The following is an 18,614-nucleotide window of genomic DNA, read 5'->3' as shown; positions in this document are numbered from 1 at the left end:
TCCTTAAACACATAGCCGCCATACCAGTTAAAAACAGGCTTAATCCCGCAGATCTTCAGGCCGGAAACGTAATACTCGTTTACGGAAGTATCGATCAAACACAACCGAATCCATCTCCTGAAGTTTTTCAAATACTTGTACTCGCTCAATCGCACGCAAGGCATCGTTATCGAAACGAGCATCACCACTAGATTTACTAACATACAAATCATTTACACGACCTGATGGTAAGAAATGTACGGTAATTTCTACCACCATACCATTTCGTGCAGTCGGTGATCGACGCCAATTACGGGTAATCTGCGTGACGATATAAGCTTCATAACTCATCGCAGCAGCACGCTGTTCTTCTGCTTGCAGAGCCGCTTCTTCTGCCTGCAACGCCTGCATTAGTGCTTCGTTACGGGCTTTTTCTTCTGCTTGTTTTTTCGCTGCAGCTTCAGCTTTTCTTTTCTTTTCTTCAGCCGCTTTCTTCTCGGCTGCTTTACGTTTCTTTTCGTCGGCTTTACGCTTTTTTTCAGCTGCGGCTTTCTTTAAACGATCTTGTTCAGCTTTCTTTTTAGCGTCTTCTTTCTTGCGTTTTTCGTCAGCTTTACGCTTCTTTTCAGCCTCAGCTTTCTTTTTCTCTAGCTGCTTTTTCTTTTCAGCCTCTTTCTTAGCTTTTTCCTGCTTACGCTTTTCGTCTGCTTTGCGCTTCTTATCTTCTTCAGCTATGCGGATTTGATCGGCTTTCTGCTTGGCCTTAGCTTCAGAGGCTTCTTTGCGCTGAGCAGATAGCGTGGTCAGATCGACAATTTGCGCTTGAACGTGACGAGGGACTTTACGCTCCTCCTCTTTATGCTCAAACCAGCTCTGCGCCAACAAAACCACAACAAAGATATGAAGTATGACAGCAAGGACTGTAGGAAGAAGATAACTACCCGGTCGCAAAATCAATCCCTACTCCGTCACCAAGCCTACGCTCGGCGCGCCTGCTTGCTGTAGCAAAACCATCAACTGCACAACCGAATCGTAATTGACATTACGATCACCACGTACCAGCAGCATTTTCTTAGGGTTACTTGCTAAAATTTTAGCCACACGATCATGAACAACATCAGCCGTAACCGCTTCTTTAGGGTCACCACCAATATCGATAAAGTATTCACCTTCCGCATTAACCGTCACGATAACCGGTTCATTATCTTCGTCATCGACAGGCTCCGCCGCTGCTTTAGGCAGATCAACATTAACGCCTTGTGTCAGCATCGGTGCTGTAACCATAAAGATCACCAATAGCACCATCATGACATCAATGTAGGGCACTACATTGATGTCAGCATTTAACTTACGTTTTTTCTTATGCCGTCTGATCATCGATCACACCCGCTTAGTTGGATGCGTGCATACGACGATGCAAGATAGAAGAGAATTCGTCAGCAAAGGTTTCGTAGTTACCTAATAGATACTCAACCTGCGCTGAATAACGGTTATAGGCAATTACAGCTGGAATCGCAGCAAATAGACCAATCGCTGTAGCGATCAAAGCCTCGGCGATACCAGGTGCTACAGCGGACAATGTCGCTTGATGAACATTCGCCAAGCCACGGAAGGAGTTCATAATCCCCCATACTGTACCGAAAAGGCCGATATAAGGGCTGGTAGAACCTACTGTTGCAAGGAATGGTAGGTGTTTTTCTAGCTTATCTTCTTCACGCGCTAGCGCTACACGCATACTACGCTGTACACCGTCCATGACTGAATCTGGGTCATAACCTGCTTGCTGAGTTAGACGCGTATATTCTTTGATACCTGCCCGGAATATATTCTCGGCACCACAATCAGAATTTGGTTCGTGATTGATCTCACGGAAAAGTTGGCCAAGATCGACACCAGACCAGAAGCGATCCTCAAAGTTACGAAGTGATTTACGCGCGCTACCTAACACCGATTGGCGTTGAAAGATCATCACCCAAGAAAGCACTGACGCTAATAAAAGCATTAACATTACTAGTTGAACCACGATACTTGCGTCGGCAACCAGACTCCAGATCGACATTTTTTCGACCACAGCACTTCCCTCTAAAAATTTGGTACAGGATACAATTTACCGGCTTTGTGATTCATCAAAAACCAATAAGTTCCATCCATTTAATAGATAAAAAAATGAAGGCACAACAATAACAGTCACGGCGATTAATACAAGGGAAAACCAGCGTTTGAATTAGCGGTTTGGAAAGGGTTTGCCAGCTATCAGATTAGATAGCTGGCGAATAGATCTAGGCGATTTTCTTTAACGCAGATTCATGAATAGATTGACAGCGAATACAGCGTGATGCAGTAGGACTAGCCTTCAGACGGGTTAACTCGATCTCTTCACCACAGTTAATGCATTCTCCAAAGCTACCCTCTTCAATACGCTTTAGTGCAGCTTGGCATTCAGCAATTTCATCATGATGGCGCTGAAGCGTTTCAAATTGGCGCTCCAACTCCACAGCATGCTCTACTTCTTCACCGATATCTCGCACTTCAGACACAGAAGTAGATGAGATTTGATCTCGCAACTCTTCTTCGAGCTCGGCTTTCAGCTGAATAAGTAAACGATTAAGCTCAAGTCGGAATGCAGTGATCTCTGCATTACGAAGTATGGCCGTCATATTGTTACCTGTTATTTTTTTCAGTTATTTGGCAGGCATATTAGACGGCTTTTCTTCTGTCGTATCTTGATTGATGTCAGATTAACCAACAAATCCTATTTTTTATAGGGTTTATTGATCCAGATCGTATTTTAAGACTCTACAGGCTTGGCAATCCCGAAGTGCTGATAAGCATGATCAGTTACGACTCGACCTCTCGGCGTACGCATAACAAACCCTTGCTGAATTAGATAAGGTTCGAGCACATCTTCAATCGTGTCACGCTCCTCACTAATCGCAGCAGCAAGGCTTTCTACACCGACAGGGCCACCACCAAATTTTTCAATCATAGTCAGTAGCATACGACGATCGAGATGATCGAAACCATGGTGATCGACATTGAGCATATTCAGTGCACGATCGGCGATATCACTGTCGATAACACCATTACCTTTTACTTCTGCGTAATCACGAGCACGGCGCAACAAACGGTTAGCAATACGCGGCGTACCGCGAGAGCGTTTCGCTACTTCGCACGCACCTTGCGTATCAATCTTAGTACCAGAAAGGTCAGCCGACCGAGCAACGATACTGGTCAGATCTTCAACGTTATAAAACTCTAATCGCTGCACAATACCGAAGCGATCACGCAACGGAGAAGTCAGCAAACCAGCGCGGGTTGTTGCACCCACTAAAGTAAATGGAGGAAGCTCTAATTTGATAGAACGTGCAGCGGGCCCTTCACCAATCATAATATCCAGCTGGTAATCCTCCATTGCCGGATAGAGCACTTCTTCAACATTCGGGCTTAGACGGTGAATTTCATCGATAAATAGAACGTCATTTGGCTCAAGATTGGTCAACAACGCTGCAAGGTCCCCTGCTTTCTCAAGCACCGGACCAGAAGTGGTTTTAATCTCAGAGCCCATTTCATTGGCAATGATGTTAGCCAAGGTTGTTTTACCCAAACCCGGAGGGCCAAATATCAAAGTATGATCTAACGCCTCATTTCGCATCTTCGCTGCTTGAATAAAGATCTCCATCTGCTCGCGAACGACAGGCTGGCCAACATAATCTTCAAGCGATTTAGGTCGAATAGCACGATCATGCGCTTCCTCTACCGGATTACTTAAAGGCGAGATAAAACGATCAGCTTCAATCATAACTATTTACTCAATTACCCAACCATGGAGCGTAAAGCGACACGAATAAGATCTTCACAGCTCGCACCAGAACCAAGAGATTTATGCGCTTGTTCAATCGATTTAGTTGCTTGAACTGGCTTATAGCCCAACGCAACCAATGCACTTTCTGCTTCAACACGATTATCACTAACCGACTCAAATGACGCCATATCGGGCCCATCTGCTGCCGACAGCTGAAACTCATCCGAAGATTCCAATCCAAGCGCTTTAATCTTGTCTTTCATCTCTACGATTAAGCGCTCAGCTGTTTTCTTACCAACACCCGGCAGCTTGATCAAAGAAGCGGTATCACCATCATTTACGCAACGCACGAATTCAGTTGTAGAAATACCGGAAAGGATAGTAATCGCCAATTTCGGCCCAACGCCATTAGCCTTAATCAATGTTCTGAAAAGCGCACGCTCTTGCTTATCGATAAAACCATAAAGCAACTGCGCATCCTCTCGCACGACAAAGTGAGTAAAGAGAGTCACCTGCAATCCCACTTCAGGTAGTCGATAAAATGTGTTCATAGAAGCTTCAACTTCGTAGCCCACACCATTTACATCAATCACTAACTGTGGAGGCTGCTTTTCTAACAACTCACCTTTTAATCGACCAATCACTTACTTTTTATCCTTATCCAATTTTTCGAGCTTATGACCTGCCACAATAAACTCAGGTAACCTGAGATCTGCGAACATCGCAGCCATACGCAATACAAAGATGATTACCATAGAGATGAGCGCGACTGGCTGCCCTGGAATATACGACTGAAACACCACAAAAAATACCGAACCTGCTAATGCACAAGTCGCATAAAGCTCACCATCTCGTTGTAAAATCAGCGGTATCTGTCCAGTCAAAAGATCTCGAATCATACCACCAGCACAACCAGTGATAACGGCCATCATCACAACAATAATCGGCGGCAAACCAAGACCTAAGGCTTTTTCGGCACCTAACACGGCAAACAGCGCCAGTCCCATAGCATCCAGTACTAACAAAGTGCGTCGAGGGTACTGAATATATCGACAAACAAAGAAAGCAACGACCGCGGAGGTAATCGCAGTCCACAGGTATGAAGTATCAGCCACCCACACCACAGGATGAATATCTAAAGTGATATCACGAATCGTGCCACCACCTAAAGCTGTCACTATCGCTAAGACAACCACTCCTAGAATATCCAATTGCTTACCCTGAGCCGCCAAAGCCCCTGCAGTTGCAAATACTGCAACTCCAATTAGATCAGCAATATAGATAAAATCAGTGTAAGCCATCTCATTCATGACGTTTATTGACGCCTCCAACTGGCGTTGCGACTAGACATAGAACCTGCGGTCTTAATTAAGCTATTACGAGTATGCGCATGACAGAGTGCAATTGCGAGCGCATCGGCAGCATCAGCTTGCGGCAAGCCGGGCAATTTTAGAATATGTGCCACCATATGCTGAACTTGTGATTTATCAGCCGAACCTTTACCTACGACCGACTGCTTAACTTTACGAGCAGCATATTCGTAAACTGGTAATTCTGCATTAGTACCTGCAACAATAGCGACACCGCGCGCCTGACCAAGCTTCAGAGCAGAATCGGCATTACGTGCCATAAACACCTGCTCAATAGCGAACTCTTGGGGGCAGTAGCGCTCGATCACTTCTGATACACCCGTATACACCTGCTGTAATCGCCCAGGTAATTCATCACCTTTAATACGAATACAACCACTGGCAACATACTCATTTTTATTGCCAACGCAGTTAATTACACCGTAACCGGTGATTCGGGAGCCAGGGTCTATTCCTAATATCAGCATCAAACTAATCTACTGGTTATATATACAGGCAAGCATACAGGACTAAGCTTTGTTTACAAAGAAATTTATAACGCCAAGACAGCTGAGAGAGCACCTAGGCTGGCCGAACTACCTTTAGGATTATTCCATCATGACCTCTTCAGGAATAATCGCGTTATGGTAAACATTCTGCGAGTCATCCAAATCATCCAATACATCGATTAGCCTCAGCACCTTTCGAGCTGCATCCACATCAAGCTCAACGGTAGTTGACGGGATCATCGCCACTTCTGCATGTAGAGACTCCAACCCTGCATCTACGAGAGCTTGCTTCACATCGAGAAAGTCATGCCAATCGGTGAACACATCTATAGAGCCATCATCATTTGCCACAACATCATCCGCACCAGCCTCTAGCGCTGCATCCATGATGGTTTCTTCATCTATTTCTACAAAGGTGATCTGACCTTTTTTATCGAATAAATAGGCAACTGAACCGCTTGTACCAAGATTGCCATTGTACTTATTAAATGCCGCACGTACTGCAGCGACTGTTCGATTAACGTTATCCGTCATACACTCAACAAGAATTGCCACACCATTTGAACCATACCCTTCATAAGTCAATTCATCGTAATGTTCGCCTTCAGCTCCCCCTGCGCCACGAAGAATCGCCTTATCAATGGTATCGCGCTTCATATTCGCACCAAGGCTTTTATCAACAGCAGCGCGCAACCTCGGATTGTCATCTGGATTACCGCCACCCTCTTTGGCCGCCACAACTAATTCTCGAATCAATTTGGTGAAAATTTTACCCCGTTTCGCATCCTGAGCAGCTTTCCGATGTTTGATATTTGCGAATTTAGAATGACCTGCCATATCACTTACTCCCTTTCGATATTTTCTACCCCATATAAACAAAAAAGCCGCCCAAAGGCAGCTTTTTCAATATTCTTGCTCGTCACTCCAGCTAAGGCTGGAGTCTATGTATCAGATTCCTGCCTTCGCAGGAATGACGAAGAAAATAACTTTAAGGCGTTTTACGCAGTTTAATGTTCAACTCACGCAGCTGTGCAGCACTTACTTCACCCGGCGCTTCAGTCATCATACAAGATGCACTTTGCGTTTTAGGGAAAGCAATAACTTCACGAATAGAATCTGTACCCGTCATCAGCATGATCAAACGATCAAGACCAAATGCCAAACCACCGTGAGGAGGCGCACCGTACTGTAGCGCGTTTAGCAGGAAGCCAAACTTATCGTCAGCTTCTTCATCAGAGATACCAAGAATCTCTAATACCGTTGCCTGCATTGCTTGATCGTGGATACGAACAGAACCACCACCAAGCTCACAACCATTAAGCACCATGTCGTATGCACGAGATAACGCTTCTAGCGGGTTCGCTTTTAGCTCTTCTGGAGAGCAGCTTGGCGCAGTGAATGGGTGGTGAAGTGCTGTTAGGCCACCATCTGTTTCTTCAAACATTGGGAAATCAACAACCCATAGAGGCGCCCACTCACACTGAGCCATCTCAAGATCTTCACCCACCTTGATACGTAGAGCACCAAGCGCTTCAGAAACAACCTTAGCTTTATCAGCACCGAAGAATACGATATCACCGTTTTCAACGCCTAGACGATCCATGATCGACATCGTCACTTCATCACCTAGGAACTTGATGATTGGAGACTGTAGGCCGTTAACGCCGTTTTCTATTTCGTTAACCTTGATCCAAGCAAGACCTTTAGCACCGTAGATGCTTACGTACTTAGTGTAATCATCGATGTTCTTACGAGTCAGCTTAGCGCCACCAGGTACTTTAAGTGCAGTTACACGACACTTAGGATCGTTTGCTGGGCCTGCGAATACTTTAAATTCGATATCCGCCATTAGATCAGCAACGTCAACCAATTCCATTGGGTAACGAAGATCAGGCTTATCAGAACCGTAACGCTGCATTGCTTCTGAGTAAGGCATGCGTGGGAAATCACCCAAATCCACACCTTTCAGCTCAAGGAACAACTTGCGGATCATAGTTTCAGTCAGACCTATGATACCCTCTTCGTCCATGAACGAAGTTTCGATATCGATCTGAGTGAATTCAGGCTGACGGTCTGCACGCAAATCTTCATCACGGAAACATTTAGCGATCTGGTAGTAACGATCAAAACCAGACACCATCAACAACTGCTTAAATAGCTGTGGAGACTGCGGCAGCGCAAAGAACTGACCTTCGTGAACACGACTCGGTACCAAGTAATCACGCGCACCTTCAGGTGTAGCACGGTTTAGAATCGGTGTTTCGATATCTAGGAAACCGTTGTCATCTAGGTAGTTACGGATTGCGTTAGATACCTTAGAACGAAAACGTAGTTTTTCCTGCATCTCTGGACGACGTAGGTCGATGTAACGGTTACGAAGACGCACATCTTCACCAACGTTTTGGTGCTCATCCAACTGGAATGGAGGTGTTTCAGACTTGTTTAGAATAACAAGTTCTTTACCTAGCACTTCGATCTCACCCGTTGGCATTTCAGAGTTGATCGTACCTTCAGGGCGACTGCGAACAGTACCTTTAATCTCGATTACGAACTCATTACGGCAGCTATCAGCGAGTGCAAAGCTCTCTTCACGATCTGGATCAAATACAACCTGTGCTAGACCTTCACGGTCACGCACGTCTAGGAAGATAACACCACCGTGGTCACGACGACGATGAACCCAACCACAAAGGGTGATGTCTTCGCCGATATGCTCTTTTCTAAGATCGCCGCAATAATGACTGCGCATAATTTACTGTTCCTGTTAACTGTCTCGGTTTGGTTTTCACCAAACGGTCAATGAATTAATACTTTATCTATCCGGAATTAGCTGTCTGTACCTGACGAAGCTCCGGAGCCACCCGCAAGATTTTTCTTCTTACCGGTTTTAAAATCTGTCTCATACCAGCCGGAACCAGAAAGGCGAAAACCCGGCGCCGATACTTTTTTGGTCACTTCCTCACTTGCGCAGGAAACACACGCAGGCGCAGGTGCATCACTTTTAAGAACAAGCTTTTCAAACTCGTGACCACAGCTATCACACTGAAAATCAAAGATTGGCATTGGAAACAAACCCGATCGAAACTTCCTAAACGCAGGAAGCGTATGTTAAAAACGGCGGATTATACCTTATTTAAGCAGAGGGAACAGGCCCCAAATGGGATTGAGGCCGTAAAGATTTAAAATAGAGGCGGCTAATTTTAAATGAAGCTAAATTAAGCTTGTTCTTCCGGTACAAATTCCAGTTCGCCGGACATTAAAGCTTCCAGTTTTCGTCTAATTTCATGGATCTGTTCAGCTGTATATGGCTCAGCTGGCACCTTCCCCCAAACAGGCCCTGGCCAAGCCTTATCAGTCTCATAACGCACGATATGATGAAGGTGTAATTGCGGCACCATATTCCCTAACGATGCTACATTCATCTTTCTAGCAGCAAAGCTATCAGCCAAGTTTGATGCTAAAAATGATGACTCTTTGATTAGCTCGCACTGTTCATCATCGGAAAGATGATAAATTTCTGTCGCACCTGCACGCCTTGGCACCAAAATAAACCAAGGATAATTGGCATCGTTTAGTAGCAAGAGACGACTAATCGGAAAATCCCCTAACACTATACAATCAGCGGCTAACTGCGGGTGAAGTTCAAACTCAAGCTCTAATTCATCCATTACAATACTCCTATCACTTAGCTTTACTTCTTATTTTGGGACCTAAATACAAAACAACGGCTTTGACACTGACATCCTTCTCTATTCAAATAGGTAACGCGTCGCCCCAACACTATTTAGCTTAGCAACACAAAACCGAAGCCGCGATATGTTAGAAATAAAAATTTGCCATAAAATCAGTGAAATAGGTCTAGATACATGGAACAGCCTCCTTCCGTCTGATTACCCTTTTTGCCGATACGAATTTCTCCACGCCTTAGAAGAATCAGGGAGCGTAAGCGCAAAAACAGGCTGGCAGCCCCTACACATCCAACTTCAAGATAACGGTATAATTATAGCTATACTACCACTGTATCTTAAGAATCATTCCTATGGAGAATATGTGTTTGATTGGGCCTGGGCCGAAGCATATGAACGTCATGGCATGGATTACTACCCAAAACTCATATCATCCATCCCCTTCTCTCCTGTGAGTGGGCCAAGGTTGCTGACGAAACAACCACTAGAACCTTTATTTGAGCGTTTAAGCCAAGCCATTCCGCAGCTGTGCCAACACTTCAAAGCTAACTCTTGGCACCTACTCTTTCCATCCAAGCAGGAAGCGGATTCACTCGATAATACAAGCTATATGATTCGGAAGGGCTGTCAGTATCAGTGGTTTAATCGAGACTATTCTTCCTACGATGACTTCCTGCAGAATCTAACGTCTCGTAAGCGTAAAAATTTGAAAAAAGAGCGTAAAAAGATCGATCAGCAAGGTATCACTCATCGCCAAATTCAGGGCAAAGATATAACCGATAACGAGATAGACACCTTTTACGATTTTTACCGTTTGACCTATCTAAAACGCGGACGCGAAGCCTACCTCAGCAAATCTTTTTTCACTCAACTAAAACAGACCATGCCCGAGAATCTTTTACTCGTTTTGGCTTACAAAGATGAAACACCCGTTGCAGGCGCACTATCACTACAAGATTCAACTACCTTATATGGGCGCTACTGGGGCTGTTTTGATGAATACGACAGTCTTCATTTCGAAACCTGCTACTACCAAGGCATTGAGTATTGTATTAGTCTGGGGTTAAAGCGATTTGATTCTGGCGCTCAGGGAGAGCATAAAATACAGCGAGGATTTACCCCCGTACCGACTTATTCGGCCCACTGGCTTAAGGAAGTTGGATTCAATAAAGCAGTAAAGCAGTTTATTGATGAAGAGACCTCCGCGATTGATGAGCAGATCGAGCAGCTGAAAACGTATTTACCCTACAAAGCGCTATAATAGAGAAAGGATTTAAACAACTAGACAAGGAGTCATGTGATGAATATGCCAACTATTCGTCCCCTACCTATAAAAACCAAAAACGAATCCCTCATTATTCGAATTCTGCGTTGGATATTTGCTGTACGAAAATGGGTGCTTACCGATGATTGGACCTACACTATGCGTGACGGGACCACGATCGTGATACCTAAAGGCTTCGAATTTGACGGTGCATCTATCCCCCGCCCTCTTTGGGCCATACTCTCCCCCACTGGCCTTTTATTCCTACCAGGCTTAATTCATGACTACGCCTACAAATACGACCAGCTCATTGGGATAGATGAAAACGGCAAACGTTACACCTACAAAGCAGGCGCAGGGAAATCCCACTGGGATCGCGTATTTCGTGAAACAGGGATTGATATTAATGGCGTTGCGATAATCGATACCCTCGCGTGGTTAGCACTGGCGTTAGGCGGTTGGTATACCTGGAGACAACACCGCAAAACCAATGCTCAACCCGTCATAGAACAACTAACAGAATAACCCCTATTGGAAACGGGCAAGCCATTCATAGCGCATACAAGCAGTTGCGCTCTTTTGGCCAAAAATGCTGCTAGACATAAAAAGATGAACCATACCCTTGGTTTATCTCTTCATTTACATCAGTCAGCATTGCCATCAGCGCCAATTTTTATTCTCGATATTCAGCCTTGCTTCCAACTAACTCACAGCCCTTCTAGCTATATTTCTGCCGCCTTTTCCGGATTCGCACTTGTAAGGAGCCCTGAAAACTTATGAATAATGGCGATCGAGATGAGAAACCGTTTATTAGATCTTAAAAGCAAAATTGAACTCAAATCAGAAAATGAAAATGCTTTTGATCGTACAGAATTTGTAGAAGATTATTTTGCAATATTGAAGGATACAAACAGCAAATAGCAGGAGATAAAGAACACATAAAACAGGCAAAACTAATTTATATTAACCGTTTGTTCAGAAATATCGTTTAGACTGCTACAATTTATAGAAACCTAACCCCCACGGGCCTTGTAGCGTTAAGCAGTATCTATGAGCGAACACCACCACATCAAACAAGCGTTTGAATTATCGGCTAAATTCCTTGCGCATAAGACCTATAATTCTCTGACGCATGCCATTCTTCACTACTTCTGTTCATTAGAAGGTGTAGAAGACGCTGTGTCTTACGAAATTTTCGGGGATTCTAATTCGGATACTGGCCTATCTATACGCCGCTTCCCTCTGACGCTTGATGAATCGTTCATCGATCGACATAACGATCTCATGCTCAAAACACTGCCTAAAAGTAAAGGCGGTGTAGCATGCATGAAGTTCAAAGGTGAAGACTATATATTCTTAGATATCACTAAAGATGTTATTCCTCGACGCATTATTTTGATCACGGGTAAAGTATCTGAACAAGACATGGTTTTGATCGAGGGCGTCTTCAGTATCTATGAAAAACAAGTTGCATTATTAGATGCCAAAGAACGCGACATGCTAACAGGCTTACCAAACCGTCAAACAATGGAACTAAGCCTTAACGATGTCGTTGCATTTCACCGTGGTCATCAGAACAACCATATAAAATCATCTTGGATGGTTGTTCTGGATATAGATCACTTTAAAAATATTAATGATACATTCGGCCACCTCTATGGAGATGAGGTTCTGCTTCACTTTGCAGAGCTGATGAAAAAAACCTTCCGTTATACCGACTTTTTATTCCGATATGGCGGTGAAGAGTTTGTAGTCATACTGAATAATGCCGATCAGGAACAAGCGCTACACATACTCGAACGTTTCCACACAGCGGTTCAGGATTACACATTCCCATCCGGGAAATTAACCGTCAGTATCGGCTATACAGAGATTGACCCAGTAACACCACCGATGCTGCATTTTGAACAAGCAGACCGCGCGCTTTACCACGCGAAAAATAACGGCAGAAACCTTATTGTACATTTCAGCGAAGTTAGCTCTCGGATTGAAGTACCTGATGATGATGTAGAGCTTTTCTAACATATTCTTCCAAAACAAAAAGAGCAGCCTAAGCTGCTCTTTTTCATTTCAGTAACCTGCTCACCCAGAGATAAATACCGGTGCAAAACCTAGATTCCACACAATCACTGTGCCCACCCGGGTGATAACCAAATACACAAGCCCTACTGCCAGAATTGCTCCACAGAAGAAGAAAGCCTGATCTTTATCTATGCCCAACACATGTGGCAAACCGTCATAGATCAAATAGCCGGTATAGGCAGCGGCTGCTAGGTAAACCAACATATTAGCCCATGGAACTGGGTATAAAGAGATAAAGCCAGCTAAGAAAAGCGGCGTACAAGAATAAGCAGCTAAAGCAATACCATTAGCAGCATATTCATCATGACCACTACCGTAAGTTTTTGACATCCAGTCAATCATCCAGCCTAAGCCAAACACACCAACAAGGATTGCTACATAGGTTAAGACGTTCAATTGCAATGCACTGATTGCAGTAAGTTTAATCAACTCACCATCACCGACACGCCAACCAAATTGAGTGGTAGAAATGTAAGCACACACAGGACCTATTAGCGCCAATAGACAGGTATAAGCCATGTATATACGACTAGGATTACTGTGCTCTTTTTTGATCAATTCCCACTCTGCATCAGGGTGGGTAAACATTCCGGGTATGTGACTCAGCAGCATAATGATCACCTCTTAGGCTTGTTATTTTGCGAGTTATTAGCTTTGAGTATCCACTAGCTATTACGTTCCCAATGAAAAACAGATCATTTTTCATACAGTTATTTTAGTTGAGAACGAAACTGTTCACCGACGATGCATCTTGAAAATCTCTAAAGTAATCCAGCGATTCTCATTCATTTTTTTAAAGTTAAAAAAAAACGGGGCTAAATTAGCCCCGCAAAAAGCTCCAACACAAGGCTGGGAGCACACCAATTTCGAGTAGACGCCAAATCCACTCTAACGACCTATAAAATAGAAAGGTTGCAGTTACCAGATTCCCCCCTGGTAACTGCGGGAGTAACGGGTAAATCTGACGTTTTACCCGTTGTTCAGCTCAAGCCGGCACAGATTGGCTATCGCTGAATTAAACCAAGTGGATCTCCGGTTCACTTGGCTCAAGACCAATGGTTCGACTTTTTAACTTTGCTGCAGGAGCAACCCTGCAGCAAAAGATAATTACTGGTCTTGATAAGCTTCGATACCTGGACAAGAGCAGATAAAGTTCCTATCACCGTATACGTTGTCGATACGATTAGCTGTTGGCCAGAACTTATTCTGACGAGTCGCTTCATTCGGGAATACTGCTTCTTCACGACTATATGGACGCTCCCATCCAGCACTCATAATGTCCGCTTGCGTATGCGGTGCATTAATTAGCGGGTTGTTGTCCGCAGGCCATTCGCCGTTTTGTACTTTGCTAATCTCTTCACGAATCTGAACCATGGCATCGATAAAGCGATCAATCTCCGCTTTAGATTCCGATTCAGTCGGCTCGATCATCAGAGTACCAGCAACCGGGAAGGACATGGTTGGCGCATGGAAACCGTAGTCCATTAGACGCTTAGCAATATCTTCTTCAGTAACACCGCTTTCCTCTTTGATTGGGCGAATATCAACAATACATTCGTGAGCAACTTTGTTGTTACGACCACGGTAAAGTACCGGATAGTGCGCAGCCAATTTCTCAGTCATGTAGTTAGCACTCAAAATCGCCATCTCTGTCGAAGCTTTAAGGCCAGACTTGCCAAGCATGACGTTGTACATCCATGTGATCGGTAAGATCGAAGCAGAACCGTAAGGCGTCGCTGCAACCGCACCGTTTTCTGGATTTACGCCTTCAACTGGACTTACTTTGTGGCTTGCAAGGAACGGCGCCAAGTGGCTCTTAACGCCAATTGGACCCATACCTGGACCACCGCCACCGTGAGGGATAGCAAAAGTTTTGTGTAGGTTTAGGTGAGATACATCAGAACCGATCGTACCCGGCTTAGAGATCCCTACCTGCGCATTCATGTTCGCGCCATCCATATACACCTGACCACCGTTTTTGTGGATGATGTCGCAGATCTCTACAATATCTTCCTCATAAACGCCGTGTGTAGATGGGTAAGTGATCATCAAACAAGATAGATCATCTTTGTGTAGCTCAGCTTGTGCACGAAGATCAGCAACATCAACGTTACCGTTGTCATCACACTTAGTCACAATGATCTTCATATCCATCATTGCTGCAGAAGCAGGGTTAGTGCCGTGCGCAGACGATGGGATCAAGCAAACATTACGATGGCCTTCACCAACAGACTCTTGGTACTTACGAATCGCCAATAAACCTGCGTATTCACCAGAAGCACCGGAGTTAGGCTGCAAAGAAACCTTGTCGTAACCGGTAATCTCTACCAGTTGATCTTCCAATTCGTGCAGCATTTGATGATAGCCCTGCACTTGCTCAGCCGGTGCAAACGGGTGAATGTTTGCAAATTCAGGCCATGTAACTGGGATCATCTCAGCTGTAGCGTTTAGCTTCATGGTGCAAGAACCTAGTGGGATCATGCCATGCGCCAAAGAGTAATCTTTGTTCTCTAGCTTCTTCATGTAACGAAGCATGTCAGTTTCGCTGTGATAGCTGTTGAACGTTGGGTGCGTCAGGATTGCATCTTCACGACGCATCTCAGCAGAGATACCCGTCGCTTCACCTGCAACAATCGCTGCATCAAGCTCAAGAACGCTTAGACCGTGATCGTCGCCAAGAATAACATCTAGCAACTGCGCTACATCTTCAGAAGAAGTTGTTTCATCCAAGCTGATTCCCAACTTATCAGAGCCAACCTTGCGGAAGTTACAACCGGCATCAATCGCTCTTTGGTAAACAACGTCCTGAGTCTCTGGTACAGACACCGTTAGCGTATCGAAGTACGTGTCGTTAACCGCAACACCTTTCGCTTTAAGACCATTAGCAAGCACAGCTGTTAAACGATGAACACGCTCTGCAATTGTCTTAAGACCTTCTGGGCCGTGATAAACAGCGTAGAAAGAAGCCATGTTGGCAAGCAAGGCTTGAGCAGTACAGATGTTAGATGTCGCCTTCTCACGACGGATATGCTGCTCACGTGTTTGCATCGCCATACGCAACGCTTGGTTACCGTTTACATCGATAGATACACCGATGATACGACCTGGAACAGAACGTTTTAGCTTTTCAGATGCAGCAAAGAAAGCTGCGTGCGGACCACCAAAGCCCATTGGTACACCAAAGCGCTGAGAGGAACCTAGTACAACGTCAGCACCCAGCTCACCTGGTGATTTAAGAAGAACCAAGGCTAGGATATCAGCAGCAACGGAAACCATTGCTTTCTGGCCTTTAGCCGCATCAATAATAGATTTGATATCAGTGATATCGCCATAAGTACTTGGGTACTGTAGTTGAACACCAAATGGATCTGCCGCTTCAAGATCTGTTAGCGGGTTACCTACTACGATGTCGTAACCAAAGTATTCGGCACGTGTTTTGATAACGTCCAACGTTTGCGGGTGAACATCATCAGCAACAAAATAAGTATTGGTTTTCTTTCGGTTGGAACGTTTGCACAGCGTCATCGCTTCTGCAGCTGCTGTCGCTTCATCAAGTAAAGAAGCGTTCGCCAATTCCATACCTGTTAGGTCCATCACCATCTGCTGGAAGTTAAGCAGTGCTTCTAGACGGCCTTGGGCAATCTCTGGCTGGTAAGGCGTATAAGCTGTGTACCAACCTGGGTTTTCCATAACGTTACGCAAAATAACGTTTGGCACCTGTGTATTGCTATAGCCCATACCAATATAAGATTTATTAACCTTATTTTTATCAGCTAGTGTTTTGATATACGCAAGCGCATCAGCTTCAGTCTTGCTATCCGCCATATCTAACGCATCATCTAAGCGGATTGAATCTGGAACTGTTTGTGTAATCAGTTCATCCATTGAGCCAAGACCTAAAAAGGACAACATCTCCTGAGTCTGCTCACTATCTGGACCAATATGACGACGAGTAAAATCAGTCGTCTGCTGAAGATCACTCAAAGTACGAGTTTCTACTGCCATAACAATAACCTGTGGTAACCGATCGATTTAAGTGTGTAACGGACGCTTAAACCAAATAAATTTAAGGGTGCGAAGCGGTCCTGCACTACCACTTCGCCTTGCTAAAGCTAATTGGGGGACAGGGCTGCTAAGTATTCAGGCTGATTAGACCTTTGTGAGATACTTAGCAGCTCAACCAATTAAGCTTCTTCTGCAATCGTTGCTTCGTACGCTTCTGCGTTTAGAAGCTTCGCCAATTCAGATGAATCAGACAGCTTAATCTTTACGATCCAACCGTCTGTGTATGGCGCTTCGTTTACTGTCTCTGGTGCATCTTCCAAAGCTTCGTTTACTTCAACTACTTCACCGCTTACTGGGGAGTAGATGTCAGACGCCGCTTTTACAGATTCAACTAGAGAGAATTCTTCACCCGCTTCTACTGCGTGGCCAACTTCTGGTAGTTCAACGAAAACTACATCGCCTAGAAGTTCCTGAGCGTGATCAGATACGCCTAGAGAGATAGTGCCGTCACCATTATCCAGAACCCACTCATGGCTTGGTGTGAAAAGGTAGTTAGATGGAATGCTCATAATGTTTTCCTATTGCTCATTCGTTACACAGGTTTATTAACGGTAAAGAGGGAACTTCTTGCACAGCTCTTCGACCTGCGCACGCACTTCCGCTTCAACTTTGGAGTTATCTTCTGGGTTAGCCACTAGACCATCCAAAACATCGCTAATTAGATTACCAATCAGCTTGAACTCTTCTGGACCAAAACCACGGCTCGTACCTGCTGGCGTACCTAGACGAATACCAGAAGTCACCATTGGTTTTTCAGGGTCAAATGGGATGCCATTTTTGTTACAAGTAATGCCAGCACGCTCTAGCGCTTCATCTACTACATTACCTTTCAAGCCTTTAGGGCGAAGATCGACCAACATCAGGTGCGTATCTGTACCGCCAGTTACAATGTCACAACCACGTTCAACCATAACGCCCGCAAGTACTTTTGCATTCTCTACAACGCGCTCGATGTAAACTTTAAATTCAGGCTGCAGCGCTTCACCGAAAGCAACCGCTTTCGCTGCGATTACGTGCATCAGTGGACCACCCTGAAGACCTGGGAATACCGCAGAGTTGATCTTCTTACCTAGATCCAGATCGTTAGATAGGATCATGCCGCCACGTGGGCCACGTAAAGTTTTGTGCGTTGTCGTCGTAACAACATGGGCATGAGGAAGCGGTGATGGGTGAGCACCCGTTGCCACTAGACCTGCGATGTGCGCCATATCAACAAACAGGTACGCACCTACTTTGTCAGCGATCTCACGGAAACGCGCGAAATCGATCTGACGTGGAATCGCAGAACCACCTGCAATAATCATCTTCGGCTGGCATTCAACTGCTAGCTTCTCAATTTCGTCGTAGTCAATACGGCTATCTTCACGAGAAACACCGTACTGCACTGCATTGAACCATTTACCGGAAAGGGCTGGACGCGCTCCGTGAGTCAAGTGACCACCTGCATCCAGAGACATGCCCAATACCGTATCGCCCGGCTGCAACAGTGCCAACATAACCGCGCCGTTTGCTTGCGCACCAGAGTGCGGCTGAACATTTACGAATTCGCAGTTGAATAGCTCTTTTGCACGCTCGATAGCTAGGCCTTCAGCCTTATCAACGTACTCGCAACCACCGTAGTAACGACGGCCCGGATAACCTTCTGCATATTTGTTTGTTAGAACAGTACCCTGCGCCTGCATTACGGCTTTAGATACAATATTTTCAGAGGCTATCAGCTCAATCCCCATCTCCTGACGATCAAACTCTTCATTTACTGCAGACAGCAGATCAGCATCGCGCTCTGCTAGGTCTTGGGTAAAAAATGCTTCGCAAACAGCGTCGTTGCGATACAGATCACTGTGACTCATGATTTTTTATTCTCTTATTTTTTTATTA

20 protein-coding genes are annotated in these 18,614 nt (G+C 44.9%); 4 read left to right on the top strand and 16 right to left on the bottom strand.

Annotated elements, in window-relative coordinates; translation table 11 throughout:
• Window positions 1-39 precede the first annotated feature (39 nt).
• The 12 genes from tolA to ACMXYV_RS06855 form a co-directional block, all read right to left on the bottom strand.
• Window positions 40-936: a cell envelope integrity protein TolA gene (tolA, locus tag ACMXYV_RS06910; RefSeq protein ID WP_415891018.1), complete on the bottom strand. Its 897-nt coding sequence runs from the start codon at window positions 934-936 to the stop codon at window positions 40-42.
• A 3-nt stretch (window positions 937-939) separates the two neighbouring features.
• Window positions 940-1,356: a protein TolR gene (gene tolR, locus ACMXYV_RS06905; protein ID WP_415891017.1), complete on the bottom strand. Its 417-nt coding sequence runs from the start codon at window positions 1,354-1,356 to the stop codon at window positions 940-942.
• Window positions 1,357-1,369: 13 nt separating this feature from the next.
• Entirely contained in the window at window positions 1,370-2,038 is a 669-nt protein-coding gene (gene tolQ / locus ACMXYV_RS06900; protein ID WP_415891016.1) for a protein TolQ, read from the bottom strand.
• Window positions 2,039-2,258: 220 nt separating this feature from the next.
• A complete protein-coding gene (locus ACMXYV_RS06895; RefSeq protein ID WP_415891015.1) occupies window positions 2,259-2,636 on the bottom strand; it encodes a TraR/DksA family transcriptional regulator in 378 nt (125 codons plus the stop codon).
• A 131-nt stretch (window positions 2,637-2,767) separates the two neighbouring features.
• Window positions 2,768-3,778 carry a Holliday junction branch migration DNA helicase RuvB gene (ruvB, locus tag ACMXYV_RS06890; RefSeq protein ID WP_415891014.1) on the bottom strand — a complete coding sequence of 337 codons (1,011 nt, stop codon included), beginning with the start codon at window positions 3,776-3,778 and terminating at the stop codon, window positions 2,768-2,770.
• Window positions 3,779-3,792: 14 nt separating this feature from the next.
• A complete protein-coding gene (gene ruvA, locus ACMXYV_RS06885; protein ID WP_415891013.1) occupies window positions 3,793-4,425 on the bottom strand; it encodes a Holliday junction branch migration protein RuvA in 633 nt (210 codons plus the stop codon).
• Window positions 4,426-5,091, bottom strand: coding sequence for a trimeric intracellular cation channel family protein (locus tag ACMXYV_RS06880; RefSeq protein ID WP_415891012.1), 666 nt, complete (start codon window positions 5,089-5,091; stop codon window positions 4,426-4,428).
• A 5-nt stretch (window positions 5,092-5,096) separates the two neighbouring features.
• Window positions 5,097-5,618: a crossover junction endodeoxyribonuclease RuvC gene (gene ruvC, locus ACMXYV_RS06875; protein ID WP_415891011.1), complete on the bottom strand. Its 522-nt coding sequence runs from the start codon at window positions 5,616-5,618 to the stop codon at window positions 5,097-5,099.
• A 120-nt stretch (window positions 5,619-5,738) separates the two neighbouring features.
• On the bottom strand, window positions 5,739-6,476 hold the full coding sequence (locus ACMXYV_RS06870; protein WP_415891010.1) for a YebC/PmpR family DNA-binding transcriptional regulator: 738 nt from the start codon (window positions 6,474-6,476) through the stop codon (window positions 5,739-5,741).
• Between the two features lie 151 nt (window positions 6,477-6,627).
• Window positions 6,628-8,388 (bottom strand): aspartate--tRNA ligase, encoded by a 1,761-nt coding sequence (aspS, locus tag ACMXYV_RS06865; RefSeq protein ID WP_415891009.1) that lies wholly within the window; start codon window positions 8,386-8,388, stop codon window positions 6,628-6,630.
• Window positions 8,389-8,465: 77 nt separating this feature from the next.
• Window positions 8,466-8,702 (bottom strand): FmdB family zinc ribbon protein, encoded by a 237-nt coding sequence (locus ACMXYV_RS06860; RefSeq protein ID WP_415891008.1) that lies wholly within the window; start codon window positions 8,700-8,702, stop codon window positions 8,466-8,468.
• Window positions 8,703-8,854: 152 nt separating this feature from the next.
• Window positions 8,855-9,307 (bottom strand): HIT domain-containing protein, encoded by a 453-nt coding sequence (locus ACMXYV_RS06855; RefSeq protein WP_415891007.1) that lies wholly within the window; start codon window positions 9,305-9,307, stop codon window positions 8,855-8,857.
• 148 nt (window positions 9,308-9,455) lie between these two features.
• Between ACMXYV_RS06855 and ACMXYV_RS06850 the strand changes: the two genes are divergently transcribed.
• The 4 genes from ACMXYV_RS06850 (at window position 9,456) to ACMXYV_RS06835 (ending at window position 12,611) form a co-directional block, all read left to right on the top strand.
• Window positions 9,456-10,586, top strand: a complete 1,131-nt coding sequence (locus ACMXYV_RS06850) for a GNAT family N-acetyltransferase (protein ID WP_415891005.1) — start codon at window positions 9,456-9,458, stop codon at window positions 10,584-10,586.
• A 39-nt stretch (window positions 10,587-10,625) separates the two neighbouring features.
• A complete protein-coding gene (locus ACMXYV_RS06845) occupies window positions 10,626-11,114 on the top strand; it encodes a DUF1353 domain-containing protein (RefSeq protein WP_415891004.1) in 489 nt (162 codons plus the stop codon).
• A gap of 270 nt (window positions 11,115-11,384) precedes the next feature.
• Entirely contained in the window at window positions 11,385-11,510 is a 126-nt protein-coding gene (locus ACMXYV_RS06840; RefSeq protein WP_415891003.1) for a hypothetical protein, read from the top strand.
• Between the two features lie 129 nt (window positions 11,511-11,639).
• A complete protein-coding gene (locus ACMXYV_RS06835; RefSeq protein WP_415891002.1) occupies window positions 11,640-12,611 on the top strand; it encodes a GGDEF domain-containing protein in 972 nt (323 codons plus the stop codon).
• Window positions 12,612-12,671: 60 nt separating this feature from the next.
• On the opposite strand, the gene ACMXYV_RS06830 is transcribed toward ACMXYV_RS06835, so the two are convergent.
• The 4 genes from ACMXYV_RS06830 to glyA form a co-directional block, all read right to left on the bottom strand.
• The gene (locus ACMXYV_RS06830) at window positions 12,672-13,283 is read right to left on the bottom strand and encodes a Yip1 family protein (RefSeq protein ID WP_415884250.1); all 612 of its coding nucleotides are present in this window, start codon (window positions 13,281-13,283) and stop codon (window positions 12,672-12,674) included.
• A 495-nt stretch (window positions 13,284-13,778) separates the two neighbouring features.
• Window positions 13,779-16,676, bottom strand: a complete 2,898-nt coding sequence (gcvP, locus tag ACMXYV_RS06825; protein WP_415891001.1) for an aminomethyl-transferring glycine dehydrogenase — start codon at window positions 16,674-16,676, stop codon at window positions 13,779-13,781.
• Window positions 16,677-16,855: 179 nt separating this feature from the next.
• Window positions 16,856-17,245, bottom strand: coding sequence for a glycine cleavage system protein GcvH (gcvH, locus tag ACMXYV_RS06820; protein ID WP_415891000.1), 390 nt, complete (start codon window positions 17,243-17,245; stop codon window positions 16,856-16,858).
• 36 nt (window positions 17,246-17,281) lie between these two features.
• Complete coding sequence (gene glyA, locus ACMXYV_RS06815; protein WP_415890999.1) at window positions 17,282-18,586, bottom strand: serine hydroxymethyltransferase; 1,305 nt, start codon at window positions 18,584-18,586, stop codon at window positions 17,282-17,284.
• Between the last annotated feature and the right edge of the window lie 28 nt (window positions 18,587-18,614).

This window comes from Neptuniibacter sp. SY11_33, from assembly GCF_047778025.1.
Classification (GTDB): domain Bacteria; phylum Pseudomonadota; class Gammaproteobacteria; order Pseudomonadales; family Balneatricaceae; genus Neptuniibacter.
The sequence above is the reverse complement of the archived record's forward strand: the minus strand, read 5'-3'. Positions and strand labels throughout refer to the sequence as shown.

What these genes read in the sequence shown, in the direction of transcription:
- tolQ (WP_415891016.1), bottom strand. Translation starts at nt 2,038, where the DNA reads ATGTCGATCTGGAGTCTGGTTGCCGACGCAAGTATCGTGGTTCAACTA.
- ACMXYV_RS06895 (WP_415891015.1), bottom strand. Translation starts at nt 2,636, where the DNA reads ATGACGGCCATACTTCGTAATGCAGAGATCACTGCATTCCGACTTGAG.
- ruvB (WP_415891014.1), bottom strand. Translation starts at nt 3,778, where the DNA reads ATGATTGAAGCTGATCGTTTTATCTCGCCTTTAAGTAATCCGGTAGAG.
- ACMXYV_RS06880 (WP_415891012.1), bottom strand. Translation starts at nt 5,091, where the DNA reads ATGAATGAGATGGCTTACACTGATTTTATCTATATTGCTGATCTAATT.
- ACMXYV_RS06845 (WP_415891004.1), top strand. Translation starts at nt 10,626, where the DNA reads ATGAATATGCCAACTATTCGTCCCCTACCTATAAAAACCAAAAACGAA.
- gcvP (WP_415891001.1), bottom strand. Translation starts at nt 16,676, where the DNA reads ATGGCAGTAGAAACTCGTACTTTGAGTGATCTTCAGCAGACGACTGAT.
- ruvC (WP_415891011.1), bottom strand. Translation starts at nt 5,618, where the DNA reads ATGCTGATATTAGGAATAGACCCTGGCTCCCGAATCACCGGTTACGGT.
- ACMXYV_RS06840 (WP_415891003.1), top strand. Translation starts at nt 11,385, where the DNA reads ATGAGAAACCGTTTATTAGATCTTAAAAGCAAAATTGAACTCAAATCA.
- gcvH (WP_415891000.1), bottom strand. Translation starts at nt 17,245, where the DNA reads ATGAGCATTCCATCTAACTACCTTTTCACACCAAGCCATGAGTGGGTT.
- ACMXYV_RS06860 (WP_415891008.1), bottom strand. Translation starts at nt 8,702, where the DNA reads ATGCCAATCTTTGATTTTCAGTGTGATAGCTGTGGTCACGAGTTTGAA.
- ACMXYV_RS06855 (WP_415891007.1), bottom strand. Translation starts at nt 9,307, where the DNA reads ATGGATGAATTAGAGCTTGAGTTTGAACTTCACCCGCAGTTAGCCGCT.
- tolR (WP_415891017.1), bottom strand. Translation starts at nt 1,356, where the DNA reads ATGATCAGACGGCATAAGAAAAAACGTAAGTTAAATGCTGACATCAAT.
- glyA (WP_415890999.1), bottom strand. Translation starts at nt 18,586, where the DNA reads ATGAGTCACAGTGATCTGTATCGCAACGACGCTGTTTGCGAAGCATTT.
- aspS (WP_415891009.1), bottom strand. Translation starts at nt 8,388, where the DNA reads ATGCGCAGTCATTATTGCGGCGATCTTAGAAAAGAGCATATCGGCGAA.
- ACMXYV_RS06870 (WP_415891010.1), bottom strand. Translation starts at nt 6,476, where the DNA reads ATGGCAGGTCATTCTAAATTCGCAAATATCAAACATCGGAAAGCTGCT.
- ACMXYV_RS06830 (WP_415884250.1), bottom strand. Translation starts at nt 13,283, where the DNA reads ATGCTGCTGAGTCACATACCCGGAATGTTTACCCACCCTGATGCAGAG.
- ACMXYV_RS06835 (WP_415891002.1), top strand. Translation starts at nt 11,640, where the DNA reads ATGAGCGAACACCACCACATCAAACAAGCGTTTGAATTATCGGCTAAA.
- ACMXYV_RS06850 (WP_415891005.1), top strand. Translation starts at nt 9,456, where the DNA reads ATGTTAGAAATAAAAATTTGCCATAAAATCAGTGAAATAGGTCTAGAT.